Genomic DNA, 19,114 nt, shown 5'->3' on the forward strand with positions numbered 1-19,114 from the left:
GACCGATCAATCGTAACAGGCGTTCAACTTCGTCATTGCGAGGAGCTGTTGCGACGAAGCAATCCAGTCTGTGCCTGGCACTCCTGGATTGCTTCGCGGTCGGACGGCGCTGCGCGCCGGCCTCGGCTCGCAATGACGGAATTGGCTCGATCCCATGAGTTTCTTGTCAGTCCGCCCCGAAACCAGACACCTTCCGCCCAAATCGATGGCCGATTATGCAGGCACGATGATCTTGCCGATCGGCCACAGTGCCAGGCCGGCGAGTTTGACATGCGCCCAGGCAAAGGGGATGCCGACAATGGTGACGGCGAGCACGACCGCCGTCACGATATGGCCGATCGCCAGCCACCATCCCGCCAGCACGAACCAGATGATGTTGCCGATCACGCCGAGCGGGCCGGTGCCGATATCTTCCTGCCCCGTATAGAAGTCGCGCGCCACCGCCTTCTGGCCGAACGGAAACAGGGTGTAGGCGGCGATATTGAAGGCGGCTTTCGCCCAGGGCAGGCCGACGATCGTGATCGCCATGATGATCGCGGCGATCACCCAGCCAGCGGCCATCCACAGCCCGCCTAACAGGACCCAGAGAATATTGAGCAGCAAGGAGACCGGGGACATGGCTTCACGTCTTTCCTATTGGGCGCTTTGAGCAGGTTATCAGGGCGTTCAGGCGGACCGGAACACGTTGTCGACGTTTGCCGGCGATCCTTGTTCCATCACGCCCAGCTCGGCCTTGCATTGCCGCGGCCGACGGCTGTTCTTATAGTCCGATGAGAATTGAGCAAACTGATGAGCAGGGCGACGGCGCAATGACCTATGACGAGCTGGTTGAGCAGGCGATCGCCGCCAACGACGTCCAGACGCTCTTTAAATATATCTATGGCTACCCCTGCATGTGCAAGAAAATAAAGGGCGAGCCGATGTGCGTCTGCAAGATGCAGGAAAAGGCCGCACGCGAAAAGATCGTCCCGCTGGCGTTGTTCAAGGACCGCATTCAACGGGTCGACCAGCGCTAGGCGGAAGGCGGCGGTTTTACACCGAAGGTCCGTCATCGACTTGTTGGAATCGTCAAATTGCCGCGATGCCGGCGAATTGCAGCCAAACCTGTTGGACATACCGGCAGCAAATAGCCGGAAGGGACCGACGCTTGACCTACAAGATTTCAGCGGCGCGCGAGAATGAGAAGATGGAGAGCGAGCGGGCCAGCTCGCTGATCGCTATTGCCAAGGCGCGAATCTGGGCCAGCGAGGGATGGCTTGTGGTGATCACCGACGAGGCCGGACGCGAGTTCATTCCGGCTCAGTTCGATGAGCTGTCGCCATTCAGGCGGCCCGCCCCGGTGGATAAAAGCCCAGAGCTGACTGCCGAAGACGAATCAACATCGGATGAAGCTGGCGACGTCAGAGTCCTGTCGTAGCGCGGCAAGGTCTTCCTCGCCGGGCAATTGCGGCCGGTCGCGCTCGGCATTGACGAGGCACAGAAAACCCAGCATGTCGCCGGCATTGGCGCGGAATTGATGCCAAGTCAGCGGCGGGATGAACACCAGATCGCCGACCGCGACATCGCCGATGTGGCGTCCGACTAGGCATTGGCCGCGGCCGCGATGGATCATCACCGCATGGACGTGGTCGTGGCGTTCCAGTGTCGAATAGCCGTCCTTGGCGACTTCGAAATAGCGCCATTCGCAGGCGAGCCGCGGATCGGCGAACAGCACCTGCCGCGTCACCGCGCGGAACGGCGCGGCATCGTCCTGCTTATAGGCCATCACGTCGACGCCGTGCCAGCGGCCGGGACCCGCTGCCGTGCGGATGCCGGGCTGCTGATGTTGCACCGTGGGCGCGACCTGCGCTGCCGCCCTGTCGGCTGTCGCCTCATCCATTGCCATGCGCGGCCACCTCTTTGACAAATCGCGCCGCTTCCTCGGTGAGCCGCTCGCGCGCGGCAAGCAGGGCGCCGCCGATCAGCAGCATCATGTCCTGACCATAAAATTGTAGCAGCTCGGTGACACGGTCAACAGCAATGCCGCCGGCGGGCATCGGCGCGCAGGGTTTCACCGCGTGCCACGGGTCGCGCGCGGCGCCGGCCAGCGCCAAACAGGTCTCGGGCGTGTAAGCGAAACGGCCGCCGAAATTGGGAAACACGGTGGCGTCGGCGCCAAACAGCCGGAACAGGCGGCCGAGCAGCAGCGGCGGCGCGATTCGCGCCACGCCGGACAGCGCCGGATGCGCCACCACCGCCAGCCCGGCGGCCTCCCGAACGATGGCGTGAAAATTCGACAGGCCGACGATCATCGGCGCCACCAGCACCGCCTCGATGGCCTCGGCCCGGACTATGTCGAGCTGTCGGCGCATGTCGTCGAGCGTGCCGGACAGGTTGGGCGCATAGATCGCGTGCCGCCCGGTCACCGCATTGGCGTCGCGTACCGCGCGGCCGATCGCGACCGCGCGCGCCGCGAACGGGCTGTAGGCCTGGTCGGCGAGGCCGTGGTCGTCCTTGATCAGATCGACGCCGCCCAATGCCAGCCGCTGCGCGATGCCGGCCAGCGCCTCGGGCGCCAGCCCCTGTGGCTTCAGCGCCGACGCCGTCAGCGCCCGGTGCCGCGCGCCGGTCAATGCGCGGATTCCGGCGAGGCCAAGCCGCGGGCCGCCAAAGGCGCGCAGATAGGTCTCGGGCAGCTCGACATCGGCCAGCACCACGTCCTGTTGGATCGAGCTGTTGCCGAACAGCATGTTGATCAATTGGCCGGGGTCGGGGGGCGCGGTGGCCGGCGCCAGCCCGATCCGGACCGCATAGCGGCCGGTGGCCAGTTCGGTGATGGTCTCGACCCGCCCGACGATGGAGTCGAGCAGCGCGGGATCGGGCACCGCCGCCAGCGGGCATTCCACGCTTTGTTCGAGGGCGAGGCCCTTGGCGCGCTCCGTGATCTGCAAGGCGTCGCTCTCGACATGGTAGGTCGCGACAATGCGTTGGGAAGACATCGGCGGCTTCGTCCGTCTTCGCGGCTGCGCAACGCCGGTCGATCCGCCGGCCCATCTCACTAGCACAAGCGGGCACAACAGGCCTATGACGCGCTTGCGCGACGATGGTCTGCGCCGTCGCGCGAGGCCATCGTCAGGCGACCTCGGTCGGCAGGCTATGCGAGCGCAGCAGACGCGCGAAGGCGGCAGCCGGGATCGCGGGGCTGAACAGATAGCCCTGCATCTGGTCGCAGCCGAGCGAGCGCAGCAGCTCGCGCTGCTGAATTGTCTCGACGCCCTCCGCAACGGTGGTCATGTTGCGCGCCGCCGCGATATCGACCACCGCCCGGATGATCGCGGTCGATGCCGCCGAATCCTCGATCTTGTCGACGAAACTGCGATCGATCTTGATCTTGTCGAACGGAAAGCGCTGCAGATAGCTCAGTGACGAGTAGCCGGTGCCGAAATCGTCCAGCGACACCCGGATACCCAGCGCCCGAATCTGGTGGAGCGCCGCCAGCGCGGTGTCGTCATCCTGGATCAGCACGGCCTCGGTGACCTCGAGTTCGAGCCGCCTCGGCGGAAGCCCGGAGGCCGCCAGCGCCGCCGCGACCTTCAGCGCGAGGGTCCGGCTCTTGAATTGAACGGGAGAAACGTTGACCGCGAGGCTGATCTCGCCGGGCCAGCCGGCCGCTTCGGCGCAGGCGGTCGCCAGCACCCATTCGCCGAGCGGCTCGATCAGCCCAGTGGCTTCGGCGATCGGGATAAACTCGGCGGGAGAGATCATGCCGCGAACAGGATGCCGCCAGCGCAGCAGCGCCTCGCAGCCGGCAATCCGGTCATTGCGGAAATCGACGATCGGCTGATAATTGACCTCGAAGCCGCCATCCGCGATCGCCACGCGCAGATCCAGTTCCAGCTCGCGTCGGGCTTTCGCATCCGCGTCCATCTGCGGCGCGAAGAACCGATAGGTCCGCCGTCCTTCGGCCTTGGCGCAATACATGGCCAGATCGGCCTTCTTCACCAATTGGTCGAGATCGATGCCGTCGTCCGGGAATAGCGCAATGCCGATGCTGGCGTCGGTGGAAATATGGTGGCCGAGGCACTCATGCGGCTGGCGGATGGCGTGATAGAGCCTCTCGACAAGTTCGACGACATCGGGACGGTCCGTCACCGGGGTCTGAATGATCGCGAATTCGTCGCCGCCGAGCCGGGCGACGAAATCGGTCGGCCGAATGCATTCGCCCAGCCGGAGCGCGACGCCCTTCAGCAACTCATCGCCGACCGGATGGCCGAGCGTGTCGTTGATGCCCTTGAATTCGTCGATGTCGATATAGAGCAATGCGAAGGGCTCAGCGCCTTTCCGCAGTTCCTGCTCGAGCTGTTGGCGGAATAGGACGCGATTGGGCAAGGCAGTCAATGCGTCGTAATGGGCCAGATGGGCGATCTGCTGATCAAAGCGCCGGCGTTCGGTGATGTCCTCATGGGTTGCCACCCAGCCGCCGCCGGGCACCGGATGACTGGTGATTTCAATGGAGCGGTCGTCGGAGGTTTGGACGACTGAGACGCCCCTGACGCAAACATTGTCGATGACGCTTTGGCAATAGGCGTCGACATCGCCGGGGAACGATCCGGTCTGCTTGCGATGCGCGATGATGTCGCGAAAGCTGCAGCCCTCGCTCACAACCTCGGCCGACAACCCATACATTTCGATGTAACGCCGGTTGCAGATCACCAGCCGCTCGGATGCGTCGAACAACAGCAGGCCTTGCGACATGTTGTTGATGGCGGTGCTGAGTCGCCACTTGTCCTGCGACAACCCGCGTTGCGTCGCCAGATGCTGGCTGGTCAGTTGGCGGATGATCAGGAATAGGATCATCGTCACCACCAGCGCCGAGACGTAGGCCGTCACGATGATGAATCGCGTTTGGGTGCGCCAATCGGCCAGCGCCGCCGCGGTGGTGGTCGTCACGACGATCACGATCGGGAAATCCGCCAGCGCGTGTGACGAGGTCAGCCGGGCCTCGTTGTCGAACGGGCCGAGCAGTCGCGTATTGGTGTCCAACGTCAACACGCCGCCGGGATCCGAGAACTTCACGCCGATCATCTCGGCGATTTGTGGATATCGCGCCAACAAGACCCCGTCGCGGTGATAGATGGCGATCGCCGAGCTCTCGCCCAGCACGACCGATGCCAGGAATTGTTCGATCTGCCGTATCGGAACGGCTATGGTGACAACCCCGAGAAACTCTCCCGTCGCACCGACAAGCCGGTGCGCGGTCACGATCGTCCAATCGCCGCCGGAAACCCGGTTTCTCACCAGCTCAAAGGTTGACGATGTTGAGGGAGCCACTTTTCAGGAGTTGGAAATACGCGCGATCAGCGATCGTGACGTCGGGAACCGGCCAGATGTCCGCGGAGTTGAGCAGCGCCCCACTTGCCGCGAAGATCGCCACGCCGTCGCCCGCCGCGGCGAGCTTGTTTCGCAATACTTCGTGCATCGCCAGGGACGACATCTGGCCATTGAAATGCGCCGACGAGGCGAAATCCGATTGCGCGATCAATTCGACGATATTCTGCTGGATCGCCGTGAGTTGGCCGAGTTCGCTATCGTAATGGCGGGCCAGCAGCCGGGCCGCATTGCTCTGCTCGCGGTAGGTGTTCCGCAGCGCCTGCTCACGGAAATCGCCGATCGCCATCACGGTGGCGCCGGCGATCGCCAGGATCAGCAAGATGCCGCAGCAGATCAGCCAGAAAATCGGCCCCTGACGCAGCAGCGATCCGACCACACCGCCGGGGATGGCACCGGCAGGTTGAATGGAATCTCCAACGGAATCGCGATTTGAGAATAGCCGCATCCCCAAGCGGTAGGCGCGACAGATGGAAAGCGGGTTAGGATTCAGCGTTATCTATTGGTTTAAGATTCATCGACAAATCGGCATTGCTATGCACAGCCAGCGCGGCTGGCGGCGCTCGCGGAATCAGCCGGGCGCGGCGCCGGCTGCAAGCCATGCTGGTGTCGGCCGCCGCAGAGCGGTTCTGCTCGACGAAGCCGACTCCGAAAATCAGTTGATCCGGGGACCATCGGTGCGGGTGGGGCCGGCCCGGCCGGTGAACGGGTCGAGATTGCTGCCCGTCGCCCGGGCCACCGAACCATTGGCCCGATAGATCTCGACCACGGCCCAGACGGCGATGGCGAGGAAGGCGATCACCACCAGGTTTCGCGGCAGCATCATTGACAGCGCAATCAGTGACACCGCGATCGCGCCGGCCTTCACCACCTTGTCGCGATCGGCGAAGATGCCTTCGAACTGCTCCCAATTCTCCCGCTTCCACAGCGGCGGCGACAGCCGGTTGAGACCGAAACGGATCCACGCGCCCTTAAAGCCGAGTTCGCGCGCCCACAGCAGAAACAGCGCGATCAGGAAGGCCAGCACGGTGATGACAGCGCCCAGCGGGCCGGCGGCGTAGCCGACGACGACGACGATGGCGACTGCGAAAGCAGCGATCCAATATTGCATTGATTTACCTTTTCACCCCGGTCGCGGGTGCCCTTTCAGGTTTCGCCACCCCCACTACGCGGAAGGTGAAATTGATAGGACGGCCAGAAATATGCAAAGCGACGCACGGGCAAGCCCCGCGACTTATGTGCTGCGGAAGCGAGCACGATCAAATTTTCAATTCGTTGAGTTATATCAAAAGCCAGGCTGCTGACAGTCCGGCGAATCGCTGACACCGGGAGGTTCGATGCAGGTATTCGACGGACATGCGGTATCCTGGTCGCAGGTCCTATCACGGGACGCACGACATCAGTTCCATCAGTTGCGAGACATGCGGGCTTTGCGGTGCGCCAGGCGGAGGGGACATCGCGCTTGAATCCGCTAGATCGAAACGTTGCTATATCGGCACCTCACTGCTCCAGTTGAAGAGCATCACGACTGCTATCAAGGCAATGTATTGGCGCGGCGCAGCGTCGGTTCGACTGTATATCGCAGCATTCCTCAGGTATTCTTACGAGGCCTCAATTTAATCAGCGGGTAACGACGGGCTGGAATACTCGCCGCGTTACTGGAGGCTTGGAAGATACAAAGACTTGAAACCACCGATCTGAAAGAGGCGCGGCGTTCCCGGATTGCGCAATTCAGCGGACGAAGTGCGACGCTCAAAGTGGGTGGCGCCATGGTCACCGGCCTGGTCCGCGCCGTGCAGGAAGACAAGTCCAGCGACACCCCGCGCTGGATCGTGACCGTGATTCCGAAACAATCCAAAGGTTGAGACGAGCTTCGTCAGTCCGGCTTGAGCAGCTGCGGCGGCACGAAATGCGCGGCATTGCTGCCCACATTCGCCTTGGCCTTGGCAATCTCCGCCCGGGACACCACGCGCAAATGGACTTCGTCAGGCCCGTCGAGGAACCGCATCGCGCGGCCCCAGGTCCACAGATAGGATAGCGGCGTATCGGGCGTCAGCCCCATCGCGCCGAACACCTGCATGGCGCGGTCGACGATCCGGGTCTGCAGCCGTGCCGCCACCAGCTTGATCGCCGAGACATCGACCCGCGCCGCGGCATTGCCGCCGCGGTCCATCCGGTGCGCCGCCTGCAGCACCAGCAGCCGCGCCTGATCGATCTCGAGCCGCGATTCGGCGATCCAGTCCTGAACATTGGCGAAGTCGGCCAGATGCCGGCCAAACGCCTTGCGCTCCAGCGCGCGCTCGCACATCAGCTCGAGCGCGACCTCGCATTGCCCGATGGTGCGCATGCAATGATGGACGCGGCCGGGCCCGAGCCGGTCCTGCGCCAGCTTGAAGCCCTTGCCCTCCTCGCCGAGCAGGTTCGACGCCGGCACCCGGACGTCGCGGAACAGCATCTCGCAATGCCCCTCGGGGGAGTGGTAATGCATGATCGGGATGTTGCGGACAATGCTCAGCCCCGGCGTATCCATCGGCACCAGGATCATCGAATGCCGCTGCAGCGAATTCGGCTCCAGCTCCTCCCCAGTGACGCCCATCACGATCGCGACCCGGCAGTTTGGATGCAGCGCGCCGGTGATAAACCATTTGCGGCCGTTGATCACATAGTCATCGCCGTCGCGCCTGATCGTGGTGCGGATGTTGCGGGCGTCGGACGACGCCGCGTCAGGCTCGCTCATGGCGAAACAAGAGCGGATCTCGCCGATCAGCAGCGGCTCCAGCCATTGCTGGCGCTGCGCCGGCGTCGCGAACAGATGCAGCAGCTCCATATTGCCGGTATCGGGCGCGCTGCAGTTGAAGGCTTCGGAGGCCCAGGGAATCCGGCCCATGATTTCGGCCAGCGGCGCATATTCCAGATTGCTCAGACGCTGGCCGGGGTCGTCGTCACCGAGTCCGGGCAGAAACAGATTCCATAGGTCTTCGGAGAATGCTCGCGATTTCAACCGTTCGATCAATGCCACCGGATAGCGGCCGGCCTCGGCCTCGCGATGCCAGGCGAGATTCGCCGGCTCGACATGGAACCGCATGAAGTCGGTGAGTTGCGCCCGCAGCCGCTCGACCTTGGCGCTGTGATCAAAGTCCATGCGGCGGCTTTCCGGCACCGGCGCGCCGGCTGGCGATCAAGGTCGGCTCAATCATGCCTGAGCCCGAGGATGTATTGGATGATCGCGTCGGCATCGCCCGGCGCGATGATGAAGTTGGGCATGGTGGTGTGATTGGTTTGCAGGAACACCTTCAGCGACAGCGCCGTTGTCGAAGGCAGCTCGGCGATTTTCTGGAATTCCGGCGCTGTCGGCTTGGCTGACGGCGCCGATGCGGCGTCGATAGCATGGCATTCCTTGCACCACGTTGCGGCGAGCTGATGGCCCCGTGAGGCCTCAGGTGAGACGACGCCGGCAGCCCGGTGAAGCCGAACAAACAGCAGCACCGCCAGGATCAGAATTGCGGTTGCTACGAGCCGTATCCACCCGTGCGCCATCGCGGTTCCCTAGTGACGAGGGGGCACCGGCTGATCGCGGTGCGCTTCGGCTTCCAGCGCGTTGAGCGTGACCTTGTTGCCGCAATAGGACTCGTAATGCTCGGCCAGGCTGCCATCGGCGATATCGTGATCGCATTCGCTCTTGTGCCGGCACAGCGCGCAGACCCGCTCCAGATCGCGCATCACCAGCGGTTGCGCCCGCGCCAGCGCGTGCTCGTCGATGCCGAGTACTTTCAGCAGCTGCGGCAATTCCTCGACCTGGTGTGGGCCCTGGCGCACCAGATCGTCGAGATCCGACGCCGTGACGCCGAGATCGTGGGCGATGCGGCTGTATTCGGCGGCGTCGAACTGACACATCTCGGAGATTTCGCGCCGGTGCCTGAGCCAGTCGGCAAACATTTCGGTTAGTCGTTCAAAAAACATCTGGGGTTTGGTGTGGGCCGTCATCGCACCCTCCGAGGTTGCCGGTAATTGTCGCGACAATTGCCGATCGGGCGGGCGATCACATTGCGATAGATCAAGCAGGCGGGCCGAGAAACCTCCGGATGATAACGGATTCGCCTGCCTGTTCAGCGCGTTGAACCGGGGGCTCAAAAGATATCAGCAGCTTTGCGCGGAACGCGGGCCGGTTTCATCTGTCCGGCGGAATTTGCTAACTGCGGGATCCGCCGCGTCGCGCGACCGCCGGGCGAGCTGCTTCGGGCTGTCGCCCGGCGGCATTGGGGCGACCATCGCTGACCGCGTGCGCCGGCGGCTTTAACTCGTCGAGGAAGATCGGCTTGGAGAAGTAGTAGCCCTGCGCGTAGCGGATGTTGGTGGCGGCCTGCAGATAGGCCAGTTCTTCAAAGGACTCGATTCCCTCGGCGATCACCGTCATGCCGAGCGCCTCGCCGAGCGACTCGATGGCTTTCAGAATGCCCTGGCTGCGCGGGCGTTTGTGGATGTCGGTAATGAAGGATCGATCGATCTTAATTTCATCGGCGGTGATGTCGGAAAGCGCTGACAGCGACGAGTAGCCGATGCCGAAATCGTCGATCGAAATTCCGACGCCGATCTGGCGCAGCAGCGGCAGGATCTCGGACTGGAAAAGCGACTTGGCGACAAACGCATCCTCGGTGATTTCGACCATGAAGCGCTCCGGGCATTCGGTGGCGGCGAGCGCGGCCGCGAAGGAGCGCATGAATGCCGGATTGCCGGCCTGCTTTGCCGCGACGTTGATGCTGATGCTGGTGCCCGAGCCGAATGCCTCGTTGATCAGGTCGATCGACGCCATGATCTCGACCAATACCAGATGGGTGAGGTCGTCGATCAGCCCGAGCTCGACGGCGAGATCGATGAATGTGCCGGGCGCCTGGAGCACGCCGTCGTCATTGCGCAGCCGGACCAGCGCCTCGATGCCCTTGATTTCCCGGGTGCGGATATCGACCTTGGGCTGAAACGCGCAGCAAAAGCGCTTGTCGAGGATCGCCTCGCGCAACGACTGCTCCAGTGCCATCCTCACCAGCGACTCGCGTTCCATCGTGACGTCGAAGATCGCCGCCTCGCCCTTGGTGGCGCCCTTGACTCGATACATCGCGATGTCGGCGTTCTGACGCAATGCCTCGTAGTTGCCGCCATGCTCGGGATAGACGCTGACGCCGATCGACGCCGAGGTGAACAATTCCGAGCCGTCGATGTAGAACGGCACCTTCAGCCGTTGCAGCAGGAATTCGATGTAGTCGGCGACTTCGTCCTGGCTCTGGATCGGGTTGAGCAGCAGCAGAAATTCGTCGCCGCTGATCCGCGATAACATGTCGGTCTCGCGCAGCTCCATGCCCAGCCGCTTGGCGACCCCGACCAGCAGTTCGTCGCCCACTGCGTGGCCGTAGTAATCGTTGACGTGCTTGAAATTGTCGATGTCGAGGAAGGCCAGCGCGAAGCGGGTGGAATCCGTCGCATTGAGCAGGATCGCATTGGCTTGCCGCTCGATCACGCTGCGGTTCGGCAGGCCGGTCAGTTCGTCGAAATAGGCCCGATGCACCAGCGCGTCCTCGACGGCCTTCTGCTCGGTGATGTCGAGCGAACTCGACAACAGCAGATTTCGGTCGGCGATGCGGACCGGCCGGTGCGCCGTCAGCATCACCCGTGCTGTGGCGCCATCGCCGAGCCGTTCTTCGCGAAGCAGGGGCCCGCCCTCCCGCAGCTTTTCGATGCCGGTTCGGCGCAGCTGATCCCGTGCGACGGTGGGCAGCGAGGCCGCGGCATCGGTTGCCGACATCGCGGCGGCGCCCGCATCATATTGCGCGGCAGCGGCCTCGTTGACGAACAGCAGCTCGCCGAATTCGTCCTGAACGGTGATTGCGGCGGGCAATGCCCTGAGAATGTCCCGGAGCAGATCGAGTTCGTCGCGCTCGATTTGGCGTTCGGCTTGGCGCGCGCCTTGGCACTCAACGCTGGCGTCCGGCGTGATCCGTCCCAGGTCGCCGGCACTTGGCGGCTCCTCGACGGCGGCTGACGGATCGGAATTGGCTGCGCTTGACATGGTGGCGTAACATCGCAAGTTCTATTCTAATAAAGGTTAAGCGGCGACGCGAGTGCCCGTTGCAGCTGTGGTCCAAGGCGACCTGATTGGCAGCGGCGCATTTTGTCATTAACAAATGGTCAACGGATGGGGCGCGAGGTCCCACCGTCAGGGGAGAACGACATGGGACGGCTGGACGGCAAGGTTGCGGTGATTACAGGAGCGACCAGCGGCATAGGCCTGCGCACGGCCGAGATCTTCGTCGCCGAAGGCGCCAAGGTGGTGATCGCGGGACGCCGGGCCGCGGAGGGTGAGGCATTGGCCGCCCAGCTCGGTGCCGCCTGCGTGTTCAGGCAGACCGACGTCACTGATGAAGAACAGATGCGGGCCTTGATCGGCCAGGCGATCGACTCCTTCGGCCGGATCGATTGCCTGTTCAACAATGCCGGGGGCCCGGCGCAGACTGGCGGCATCGAGGGCCTCGAGGTCGACCGCTTCGACGCCGCGATGGCCACGTTGGTCCGCAGCGTGATGCTCGGCATGAAACATGCGGCGCCGCATATGAAGCGGCAGGGCTCCGGCAGCATCATCAACAATGGCAGCATCGCCGGCCGGCTCGCCGGCTTCTCGTCGTCGCTGGTGTATGGCGCCGCCAAGGCCGCGGTGATCCACCTCACCAAATGCGTGGCGATGGAGCTCGGCGAGAGCGGCGTCCGGGTCAACAGCATTTCTCCGGGCGCGATCGCCACCGGGATTTTTGGCAAGGCGCTCGGCCTGTCGGTGACGGCGGCGGAAAAGACCTCGGCGACGATGCGGGAGATCTACAAGACCGCGCAGCCGATCCAGCGCGCCGGGCTGCCGGACGACATCGCCCACGCCGCGGTGTTTCTGGCCAGCGACGAATCCAGCTTCATCAATGGCAACGATCTGGTGGTCGATGGCGGCATCACCGGCGGCCGCAACTGGACCGCGCAGCAACAGGGCCTCGCCGCGCTGAAGCAGGCCTTCGATCACGGCGAGGGATAAGGCTCAACATGAAGTTTCGTCATTCCGGGGCGTGAGCAGCGATAGCTGCGAGCGAACCCGGAATCTCGCCCCACGCTGTGCCTGACCGCAAGATTCCGGGTTCGCTCGGCCTGTCGGCCTCGCGCCCCGGAATGACTGCGGGGGGTGGAGCCGGCGGAGTAACAACCGGGTCACCCAGGCGCCACTCACCGCACCGGCGCGAGCGTCACCTTCAGCCCGTCCTTCGGTTTCGGGATCGGCCACATCTGCCAGTCGGACTGATAGCCCGGCTCGAAGCTGACTTCGAGATTTTGCAGGAAGTGTCGGGCGAAGCATTTCGCCTGCATATAGGCGAAGTGCAGCCCGATGCACATATGGGCGCCGCCGCCAAACGGCACGAAGGCGAAGCGGTGGCGGTCGCGTTGCGCCTCGTCGGTAAAACGCAGCGGATCGAAGCGGTCGGGATCGGGCCAGATCTCCGGCATGTGATGGCTGAACAGCGGGTTGATCGCCACCAGCGTTCCGGCCGGAATCGCAAAGCCCTTGAAGCTGAAATCCCGGGTCGCCCGGCGCGGGATCGACGGCACCGGCGGGCGCAGCCGCATCGCTTCCTTGAACGCCATCTCGGTCAGCGGCAGCGCCTCGAGTTGCTCGAACGCCATTGCCTCGCCGGGCGCGAGGCCGAGTGCGGCGATCTCGTCGCGTAGCCGCTGCTGCCATTGCGGATTGGCGGCCAGCGCGGCGACGAATGACGTCAGCGACGAGGTCAGCGTGTCGTGCGCCGCCATCATCAGGAAGCTCATATGGTCGACGATGTCCTTGGTCGACAGCAGCGCGCCGTCCTCGTGGGTGGCGCGGCACAATTGCGAGAACAGATCATCGCCGCCCCTGGCGCGGCGGATCGGAATCTGTTCGGAGAAATACGTCACGATCCGTTGGCGGCCGCGGACGCCGCGCGCCATCGCGGTGCCCGGCCAGGGCTTGCGGATCGGCGCCACCGAGGCCGCCACCATGTCGACAAAGGCGCGGGTGATGTCGTCGGTCTCGGCGCCGATTCCGGTGCCGAGAAACGAGGTGGCGGCGAGATCGAGCGTTAGCTGTTTCATCGCCGGATAGGCCAGCATCGCGCCGGGCTGGGCCTTCCACTGCGCCACCCGCCTGCCGATTCCGGCGTCGAGATCGGCGAGGTAGGAGTGCATCGGCCCGGCCTTGAACGCCACCGACAGCGCCCGGCGGTGCAGCCGGTGCTCCTCGAAATCCAGCATCATCAGCCCGCGCGGAAACAGCAGGCCGAGGATCGGGCCCCAGCCATGGGCCGAGGAAAACAGTTTTGAATTGTCGAACAGCACCAGCTCATTGGCTTCCGGGCCGAGCAGGGTGATGCTGGTCTCGCCCAGCACCCGGCTGCGATAGACCAGGCCGTAATTCGCCGCCATTTTCTCGACCTGGCCCTTGGGGTCGGCCAGCACCTCGAGCGTGCGGCCGATGATCGGCCAGCCTTCGTCGCCCGGAATATGGGCCAGCGCGGCACGCTTCGGCGGCGCCAGACGGGAGACAAGTGACGAGTCCGCGATCGGTAGCGACATCGGAGATCCTCGGCGTTTCCTGGGTCAGTGCGGCAGATTGTGGCTCGGGAGTGGGCTCTCGAGGCGGGCCGTCATTGCGGCAAGGTTGTCGCGTTCGGCGGTTTTTGGCAAGGCTGGATTGCTCACCGCGCCCCGTCAGGGGAATGCGCCAGGAGCCCCGGCCGCGACGCGCTGCCGCACAGCAACATCTTGCGCAGCCACCGGTACAATCCCCATCTTGAGCGCAGCGCCGCGCGCCAGTGTTGCGCGGGCAGGAGAGGATGATGAGCTACTTCAAGACTGCGATGCTGCTGGCCGGCATGACCGCATTGTTCATGGGCGTCGGCTATCTGATCGGCGGCGCGTCGGGCGCCACTATCGCGCTGGTGGTCGCCGCCGGCATGAACCTGTTCACCTATTGGAATTCCGACCGGATGGTGCTGTCGATGTACGGCGCCCAGGAGGTCGATGCCCGCAACGCGCCGGAGCTCCATCAATTGGTCGCCGAACTGGCCGGCCGCGCGCAATTGCCGATGCCGCGGGTGTTCATCATGGACAATCCGCAGCCCAACGCCTTCGCCACCGGCCGCAACCCGGAAAACGCCGCGGTCGCGGTCACCACCGGCCTGATGCAATCGCTGAGCCGCGAGGAACTCGCCGGCGTGATCGCGCATGAACTGGCCCATGTGAAGAACCACGACACTTTGCTGATGACCATCACCGCCACCATCGCCGGCGCGATCTCGATGGTCGCACAATTCGGCATGTTCTTCGGCGGCAACCGCAATAATGGCCCCGGCCTGATCGGCTCGCTGGCGCTGATGATCCTGGCGCCGCTCGGCGCCATGCTGGTGCAGATGGCGATCAGCCGGACCCGCGAATACGCCGCCGACGAAATGGGCGCGCGGATCTGCGGCCAGCCCGCCTGGCTCGCCTCGGCGTTGGCCAAGATCGACAATGCCGCGCATCAGATTCCTAACGCCGACGCCGAACACGCCCCGGCCACCGCGCATATGTTCATCATCAATCCGCTGTCGGGGCAGGGCATGGACAATCTGTTCGCGACCCATCCCTCGACCGAGAACCGGATCGCGGCGTTGCAGCGGCTGGGCGGCGAATTTGCTCCGCTGGCGCCGTCGCGCCCGGTGACGAGCGTGCCGCCGCGCGGCCCGTGGAGCGGCCAGCCGCGTTCGCGCGGCGTTCCGTCGCGCGGTGCACCGCGCGGCCCGTGGGGCTGAGCGCTGCTAGCTACAGCTCCCGGCGGATTCCGGAAAAGAACGCGAAGGTCCCGATCCTGATATGGCTGTCGAGCCGGGACCTTCTCGTCGGTCCGCCGTCCGTCGCGACGGCGCGGCTCGGTTCACATCCATTGCGGATTGACAGTCCGGCGCGTCCCCGCCCAAACTGTGCCCGCCTTGCTGTTTTCGATTGCCGACGGCCATAAGCATTATTTCCTGATCACATTCTATTAGGTCACACCGCCAGACCGTAACTACCAGCAAGGTCATCGACGCAATGACGGGAAGCTGTGACCGCTGAGCGGTCGCGCCAAACGCTCAGGGTCCATCGCCATGCATCAGGCCGTTGCCGCCACCGTCGCGCCGTCGCATCGCTGGCGGGTGCTGGCGATCGTGGTCGCGGCCCAGTTCATGTTCGGGGTCGATACTTTCATCGTCAACGTCGCGATCCCGACCATCGCAGCGGAACTGCAAGCCAGCTCGTCACAGCTCGAGGCGGTGGTGGCGATCTATCTGATCGGCTACGCGACGCTGATCGTCACCGGCGGCCGGCTCGGAGATATCTACGGCGCCAAGAATGTGTTTCTGGCCGGCGTGCTCGGCTTCACTTTGACCTCGCTGTGGTGCGCGCTGGCACGGTCCGGCGCCGAGCTGATCCTGGCGCGGCTGGCGCAGGGCACCACCGCAGCTCTGATGGTGCCGCAGGTGCTGGCGACCATCCATGTGCTGTTCGCCGATTCCGCCCGTGCCCGCGCCTTCGGCATCTATGGCATCGTGCTGGGCCTGGCCGGCGCCGCCGGCTTTGCGCTGGGCGGCGTTCTGGTCACGCTGGATCTGGCGGGGCTGGGCTGGCGCGCGATCTTTCTGGTCAATGTCCCGGTCGGGCTGGTCATCATCACGGCCGCCTGGCGGGTGATGCCGGCGGTGCCGCGCCGGCCCGGCACCCGGCTCGATCTGCCCGGCGCGCTGATCCTGTTTTGCGGGTTGCTCGGCGTGATCGGCCCGCTGTTGTTCGGCCGTGACCTGGGCTGGTCGGTCTGGGTCTGGGTGATCATGGCGATCGGTGTGGCGATCATCGCCGCTTTCCTGCGCTATGAGCGGCTGGTGGCGGCGCGGGGCGGCATGCCGCTGATCGATCTCGCGCTGCTCGCCGATACCGCCTTCATCCGCGGCCTCGGCTCGGTGTTCTGCTTCTTCTTCGCCAATCTAGCGTTCTATCTGGTGATGACCCTGTATATGCAGACCGCGCTGCGGATTCCGCCGCTGCAGGCCGGTCTGGCCTTCATGCCGCTGGCTTTGGCGTTCGTGCTGGCTTCGCGGCACAGCGGCGCGCGGGCCCGGCATCGCGGCACGCTGGTGCTGATCGAGGGCTGCGTGCTGCAGATCCTGGGCCTCGCCGCGGTCGCGGCGACGCTGGCCACCATCGCTGCGCCGTCGGCCTTTGTGGTGGCGCTGCCGTTGATGGTGTTCGGCTACGGTCAGGGGCTGGTGATGGCGCCGCTTTCCGGCGCCGTGCTGTCGCGCGTGCATGCGGGCAGTGCCGGTTCGGGGTCCGGTCTGTATGGCACCACCACACAGATTTCCAGCGCCGCCGGCGTCGCCGCCATCGGGTCGATCTATTTCGCGACCGAGCGGATACGCGACGCGCCGGCCGCGCTCGATCTGGCGCTGGCGCTGATCGCGCTGTCGATTGCCGGCAGCATCGGATTCCTGCTGTGGATGCGCCGCGCCGCGCCGGCCCCGCAGTAGCGAGGTCGGGCGGAGCTGGGTCAGGCCGGCACGTTGTTGCCCAGATAGTCGATCGCCGCCGTGGCGCCGCCCTTGCCATGCGGAATTTGCAGCGCGGTGAGCCCGACCTCGATGACGCCGAGCGTGCCCAGCACCATCGGGGCGTTGACGTGGCCCATATGGGCGATCCGGAACGCCTGGCCGGACAGGTCGCCGATCCCGACGCCCAGCACGACGCCGCATTGGTCCTTGCAGTAGCGCTGCAATGCGCCGGAATCAAAACCCTCGGCAACCAGCACCGTGGTGACGGTGTCGGAGCGCTCGCTGGCGTCCTCGATATTGAAGCTCAGCACCTGGCCCTCGGCCCAGACCGAAACCGCGCGGCGCACCGCTTCGGCGAGCAGGCGATGACGCAGGAACACATTGTCGAGCCCTTCGGCGAACAGCATGTCGAACGCCTTGCGCAGCGCGAACAACAGATGCACCGGCGCGGTGCCGGCATATTTCTGATAGTGCTCGGGGCCCTCGCGCTGGGTCCAGTCCCAATATGGCGTGCGCAGCCCGGCGTTCCTGTGGACTTCGCGGGCGCGATCATTGACCGCGACGAAGCCGAGGCCGGGCGGCGACATCAGCCCCTTCTGCGAGCCCGACATCGCAACGTCGATGCCCCAGGCGTCCATCTCGAACGGCATGCAGCCGAGCGAGGCCACCGCGTCGACCATGAACAGCGCCGGATGGCCGGCCGCCTTGATCGCCTGGCCGATCGCCGCGATGTCGTTGCGCACGCCGGAGGCGGTATCGACCTGCACCACGAGAATCGCCTTGATGGCGTGCTGGGTGTCGCGCCGCAGCCGGGCCTCGACCTCGGCGGGGCGCACGGCGCGGCGGTAACTGCCTTGCAGCACCTCGACCTCGGCGCCCATCGCCGCCGCCGCGCTGCCCCAGCCCATCGCGAAGCGGCCGCTTTCCAGCACCAGCACCTTGTCGCCACGCGACAGCACATTGCTGAGCACGGCCTCCCAGGCGCCATGGCCGTTGGCGATATAGATGTAGGACCGGCCCTTGGTGGCGAACAGCGTGCTGAGATCGCGATGCAGGCTGTCGGACAGCTCCACCATGGCGTCGGAATAGATGTCGAGCGCGGGGCGATGCATCGCCTGCAGCACTTCGTCGGGCATCGTGGTGGGCCCGGGAATGGCGAGGAATTCCCGCCCGGCGCGAACGACCATTGATGGTTTCCTTGGCTTGCTGTTCGATGGGAGTGTCATGCTGGCATGGCGGCGCGCCCGATTGAAGCACGCCGGCACGATGGATGCAGCCTGCGCGGATGTATTGCAAGCCGTCGGTCGACCAGCCGCCTAGCGTCTGGTCTCGCGGCAACCGGCGGCTTCGGCCTCTTCCACCGAACAGAACCAGCGGGTGCCCTTGCTGATCTTCATCTTGATCTTGGCATACCAGCGGCTGGTCGGCTTGTGATAGATGCAGTGTCCGGAGCGGTTGACATTGCCCTTGATGGTGCATTCCGGCGACGGCGCGATCGGCCCCGATGCCGAGGCCAACAGGATCGCGTTGGCGCTGGCCGGGACCTTGGCGGCGCCCAGAATGGTGGTCTTCTTGTTGCGGACGCGCCAGTCCCAGGGCGCGATGAAGGCGCCTTGCCACATCCCCAATTTGGCGGCGCGCGCGGCTTTCTGATCGGCATCATACAGATGGGAGAGCCGGGCGACGGCCAGCGCCCAGCCGTTCTTGACCATCCATTGCTGGATGTCCTCGCCGTCGACCTCGCATTTGGCGATCGAACGCCCAAACTTGTCGGCCCGCAGCGTGTGGCAGCTCCAGCTTTTGGCGCCGACATGCTGCGCCAAGGCGTCGCGCGCGGCCACGCCGCAGGTCCAGCGCTCGCCCTTCGGATTGAGGCAAAGCTGATCCCGCGACGGCGCGTCGATGCCGGCCAGGCGAATTTTGGTGCTGCCGATCAGCACGTGATCGCCATCGCGCAGCTTGGGAATGCCGGTGATGTCGGCGGCGTTGGCGGTTGCGGGCAACAGCAAGACCGCAAGAGCGAGAACAAAGTGCTTCAACATGGGCGGCCCATTCAGCAAAACACCGACTCGGTCGCGGTAAATGCGCAGTGAGCAGGTGCTGCGATTGTGGTGTGAATTTGACCCCTGCGC

Annotated in this window: 16 protein-coding genes and 1 pseudogene; 5 read left to right on the top strand and 12 right to left on the bottom strand. The window is 64.7% G+C overall.

Annotated features, from left to right (window positions below; all coding sequences use genetic code 11):
• Positions 1-213 precede the first annotated feature (213 nt).
• A complete protein-coding gene (locus tag RBJ75_RS23275) occupies positions 214-618 on the bottom strand; it encodes a YccF domain-containing protein (RefSeq protein ID WP_044404890.1) in 405 nt (134 codons plus the stop codon).
• A gap of 191 nt (positions 619-809) precedes the next feature.
• Between RBJ75_RS23275 and RBJ75_RS23280 the strand changes: the two genes are divergently transcribed.
• Both RBJ75_RS23280 and RBJ75_RS23285 read left to right on the top strand, forming a co-directional pair.
• Positions 810-1,016 carry a hypothetical protein gene (locus tag RBJ75_RS23280; RefSeq protein ID WP_044404893.1) on the top strand — a complete coding sequence of 69 codons (207 nt, stop codon included), beginning with the start codon at positions 810-812 and terminating at the stop codon, positions 1,014-1,016.
• Between the two features lie 131 nt (positions 1,017-1,147).
• On the top strand, positions 1,148-1,417 hold the full coding sequence (locus tag RBJ75_RS23285; protein WP_080900817.1) for a hypothetical protein: 270 nt from the start codon (positions 1,148-1,150) through the stop codon (positions 1,415-1,417).
• Here the strand turns inward: RBJ75_RS23285 and RBJ75_RS23290 are convergent.
• The 8 genes and pseudogenes from RBJ75_RS23290 to RBJ75_RS23330 all read right to left on the bottom strand — a co-directional run bounded on the left by RBJ75_RS23290 (position 1,376) and on the right by RBJ75_RS23330 (position 11,425).
• A complete protein-coding gene (locus RBJ75_RS23290) occupies positions 1,376-1,885 on the bottom strand; it encodes a cupin domain-containing protein (protein WP_044404896.1) in 510 nt (169 codons plus the stop codon). The genes RBJ75_RS23285 and RBJ75_RS23290 overlap by 42 nt on opposite strands.
• Positions 1,872-2,978: a RuBisCO large subunit C-terminal-like domain-containing protein gene (locus RBJ75_RS23295; protein WP_044404899.1), complete on the bottom strand. Its 1,107-nt coding sequence runs from the start codon at positions 2,976-2,978 to the stop codon at positions 1,872-1,874. The genes RBJ75_RS23290 and RBJ75_RS23295 overlap by 14 nt, the downstream gene beginning before the upstream one ends.
• 133 nt (positions 2,979-3,111) lie before the next feature.
• Positions 3,112-5,815, bottom strand: a pseudogene (locus RBJ75_RS23300) (EAL domain-containing protein).
• Between the two features lie 207 nt (positions 5,816-6,022).
• A complete protein-coding gene (locus RBJ75_RS23310) occupies positions 6,023-6,478 on the bottom strand; it encodes a hypothetical protein (RefSeq protein ID WP_044404902.1) in 456 nt (151 codons plus the stop codon).
• Between the two features lie 765 nt (positions 6,479-7,243).
• Positions 7,244-8,509, bottom strand: a complete 1,266-nt coding sequence (locus RBJ75_RS23315) for an acyl-CoA dehydrogenase family protein (protein ID WP_044404908.1) — start codon at positions 8,507-8,509, stop codon at positions 7,244-7,246.
• A gap of 47 nt (positions 8,510-8,556) precedes the next feature.
• A complete protein-coding gene (locus RBJ75_RS23320) occupies positions 8,557-8,904 on the bottom strand; it encodes a c-type cytochrome (protein ID WP_044404911.1) in 348 nt (115 codons plus the stop codon).
• A gap of 9 nt (positions 8,905-8,913) precedes the next feature.
• Complete coding sequence (locus RBJ75_RS23325; RefSeq protein ID WP_044404914.1) at positions 8,914-9,351, bottom strand: hypothetical protein; 438 nt, start codon at positions 9,349-9,351, stop codon at positions 8,914-8,916.
• Between the two features lie 205 nt (positions 9,352-9,556).
• On the bottom strand, positions 9,557-11,425 hold the full coding sequence (locus RBJ75_RS23330; RefSeq protein WP_080900818.1) for a putative bifunctional diguanylate cyclase/phosphodiesterase: 1,869 nt from the start codon (positions 11,423-11,425) through the stop codon (positions 9,557-9,559).
• Between the two features lie 162 nt (positions 11,426-11,587).
• On the opposite strand from RBJ75_RS23330, the gene RBJ75_RS23335 reads away from it, so the two are divergent.
• Positions 11,588-12,430: an SDR family NAD(P)-dependent oxidoreductase gene (locus RBJ75_RS23335; protein ID WP_044404917.1), complete on the top strand. Its 843-nt coding sequence runs from the start codon at positions 11,588-11,590 to the stop codon at positions 12,428-12,430.
• Positions 12,431-12,615: 185 nt separating this feature from the next.
• Here RBJ75_RS23335 and RBJ75_RS23340 read toward each other — a convergent pair whose 3' ends face one another.
• Positions 12,616-13,995 (bottom strand): cytochrome P450, encoded by a 1,380-nt coding sequence (locus RBJ75_RS23340; protein ID WP_276156886.1) that lies wholly within the window; start codon positions 13,993-13,995, stop codon positions 12,616-12,618.
• 263 nt (positions 13,996-14,258) lie between these two features.
• Here RBJ75_RS23340 and htpX point away from each other — a divergent pair, with 263 nt between their 5' ends.
• Together htpX and RBJ75_RS23350 are read left to right on the top strand one after the other, a co-directional pair.
• Positions 14,259-15,212 (top strand): zinc metalloprotease HtpX, encoded by a 954-nt coding sequence (htpX, locus tag RBJ75_RS23345; protein WP_044405543.1) that lies wholly within the window; start codon positions 14,259-14,261, stop codon positions 15,210-15,212.
• A gap of 333 nt (positions 15,213-15,545) precedes the next feature.
• Entirely contained in the window at positions 15,546-16,961 is a 1,416-nt protein-coding gene (locus RBJ75_RS23350) for an MFS transporter (protein ID WP_044405538.1), read from the top strand.
• A 20-nt stretch (positions 16,962-16,981) separates the two neighbouring features.
• On the opposite strand, the gene RBJ75_RS23355 is transcribed toward RBJ75_RS23350, so the two are convergent.
• Both RBJ75_RS23355 and RBJ75_RS23360 read right to left on the bottom strand, forming a co-directional pair.
• Positions 16,982-18,169: a pyridoxal-phosphate-dependent aminotransferase family protein gene (locus tag RBJ75_RS23355; RefSeq protein WP_044405536.1), complete on the bottom strand. Its 1,188-nt coding sequence runs from the start codon at positions 18,167-18,169 to the stop codon at positions 16,982-16,984.
• A 129-nt stretch (positions 18,170-18,298) separates the two neighbouring features.
• Positions 18,299-19,024: a thermonuclease family protein gene (locus RBJ75_RS23360; RefSeq protein WP_044405540.1), complete on the bottom strand. Its 726-nt coding sequence runs from the start codon at positions 19,022-19,024 to the stop codon at positions 18,299-18,301.
• Positions 19,025-19,114: the final 90 nt, after the last annotated feature.

It is taken from the genome of Rhodopseudomonas sp. BAL398 (assembly GCF_033001325.1).
Classification (GTDB): Bacteria; Pseudomonadota; Alphaproteobacteria; order Rhizobiales; family Xanthobacteraceae; genus JARJEH01.

What these genes read in the sequence shown, in the direction of transcription:
- RBJ75_RS23275 (WP_044404890.1), bottom strand. Translation starts at nt 618, where the DNA reads ATGTCCCCGGTCTCCTTGCTGCTCAATATTCTCTGGGTCCTGTTAGGC.
- RBJ75_RS23280 (WP_044404893.1), top strand. Translation starts at nt 810, where the DNA reads ATGACCTATGACGAGCTGGTTGAGCAGGCGATCGCCGCCAACGACGTC.
- RBJ75_RS23290 (WP_044404896.1), bottom strand. Translation starts at nt 1,885, where the DNA reads ATGGCAATGGATGAGGCGACAGCCGACAGGGCGGCAGCGCAGGTCGCG.
- RBJ75_RS23295 (WP_044404899.1), bottom strand. Translation starts at nt 2,978, where the DNA reads ATGTCTTCCCAACGCATTGTCGCGACCTACCATGTCGAGAGCGACGCC.
- RBJ75_RS23310 (WP_044404902.1), bottom strand. Translation starts at nt 6,478, where the DNA reads ATGCAATATTGGATCGCTGCTTTCGCAGTCGCCATCGTCGTCGTCGTC.
- RBJ75_RS23315 (WP_044404908.1), bottom strand. Translation starts at nt 8,509, where the DNA reads ATGGACTTTGATCACAGCGCCAAGGTCGAGCGGCTGCGGGCGCAACTC.
- RBJ75_RS23320 (WP_044404911.1), bottom strand. Translation starts at nt 8,904, where the DNA reads ATGGCGCACGGGTGGATACGGCTCGTAGCAACCGCAATTCTGATCCTG.
- RBJ75_RS23325 (WP_044404914.1), bottom strand. Translation starts at nt 9,351, where the DNA reads ATGACGGCCCACACCAAACCCCAGATGTTTTTTGAACGACTAACCGAA.
- RBJ75_RS23330 (WP_080900818.1), bottom strand. Translation starts at nt 11,425, where the DNA reads ATGTCAAGCGCAGCCAATTCCGATCCGTCAGCCGCCGTCGAGGAGCCG.
- RBJ75_RS23335 (WP_044404917.1), top strand. Translation starts at nt 11,588, where the DNA reads ATGGGACGGCTGGACGGCAAGGTTGCGGTGATTACAGGAGCGACCAGC.
- RBJ75_RS23340 (WP_276156886.1), bottom strand. Translation starts at nt 13,995, where the DNA reads ATGTCGCTACCGATCGCGGACTCGTCACTTGTCTCCCGTCTGGCGCCG.
- htpX (WP_044405543.1), top strand. Translation starts at nt 14,259, where the DNA reads ATGAGCTACTTCAAGACTGCGATGCTGCTGGCCGGCATGACCGCATTG.
- RBJ75_RS23350 (WP_044405538.1), top strand. Translation starts at nt 15,546, where the DNA reads ATGCATCAGGCCGTTGCCGCCACCGTCGCGCCGTCGCATCGCTGGCGG.
- RBJ75_RS23355 (WP_044405536.1), bottom strand. Translation starts at nt 18,169, where the DNA reads ATGGTCGTTCGCGCCGGGCGGGAATTCCTCGCCATTCCCGGGCCCACC.
- RBJ75_RS23360 (WP_044405540.1), bottom strand. Translation starts at nt 19,024, where the DNA reads ATGTTGAAGCACTTTGTTCTCGCTCTTGCGGTCTTGCTGTTGCCCGCA.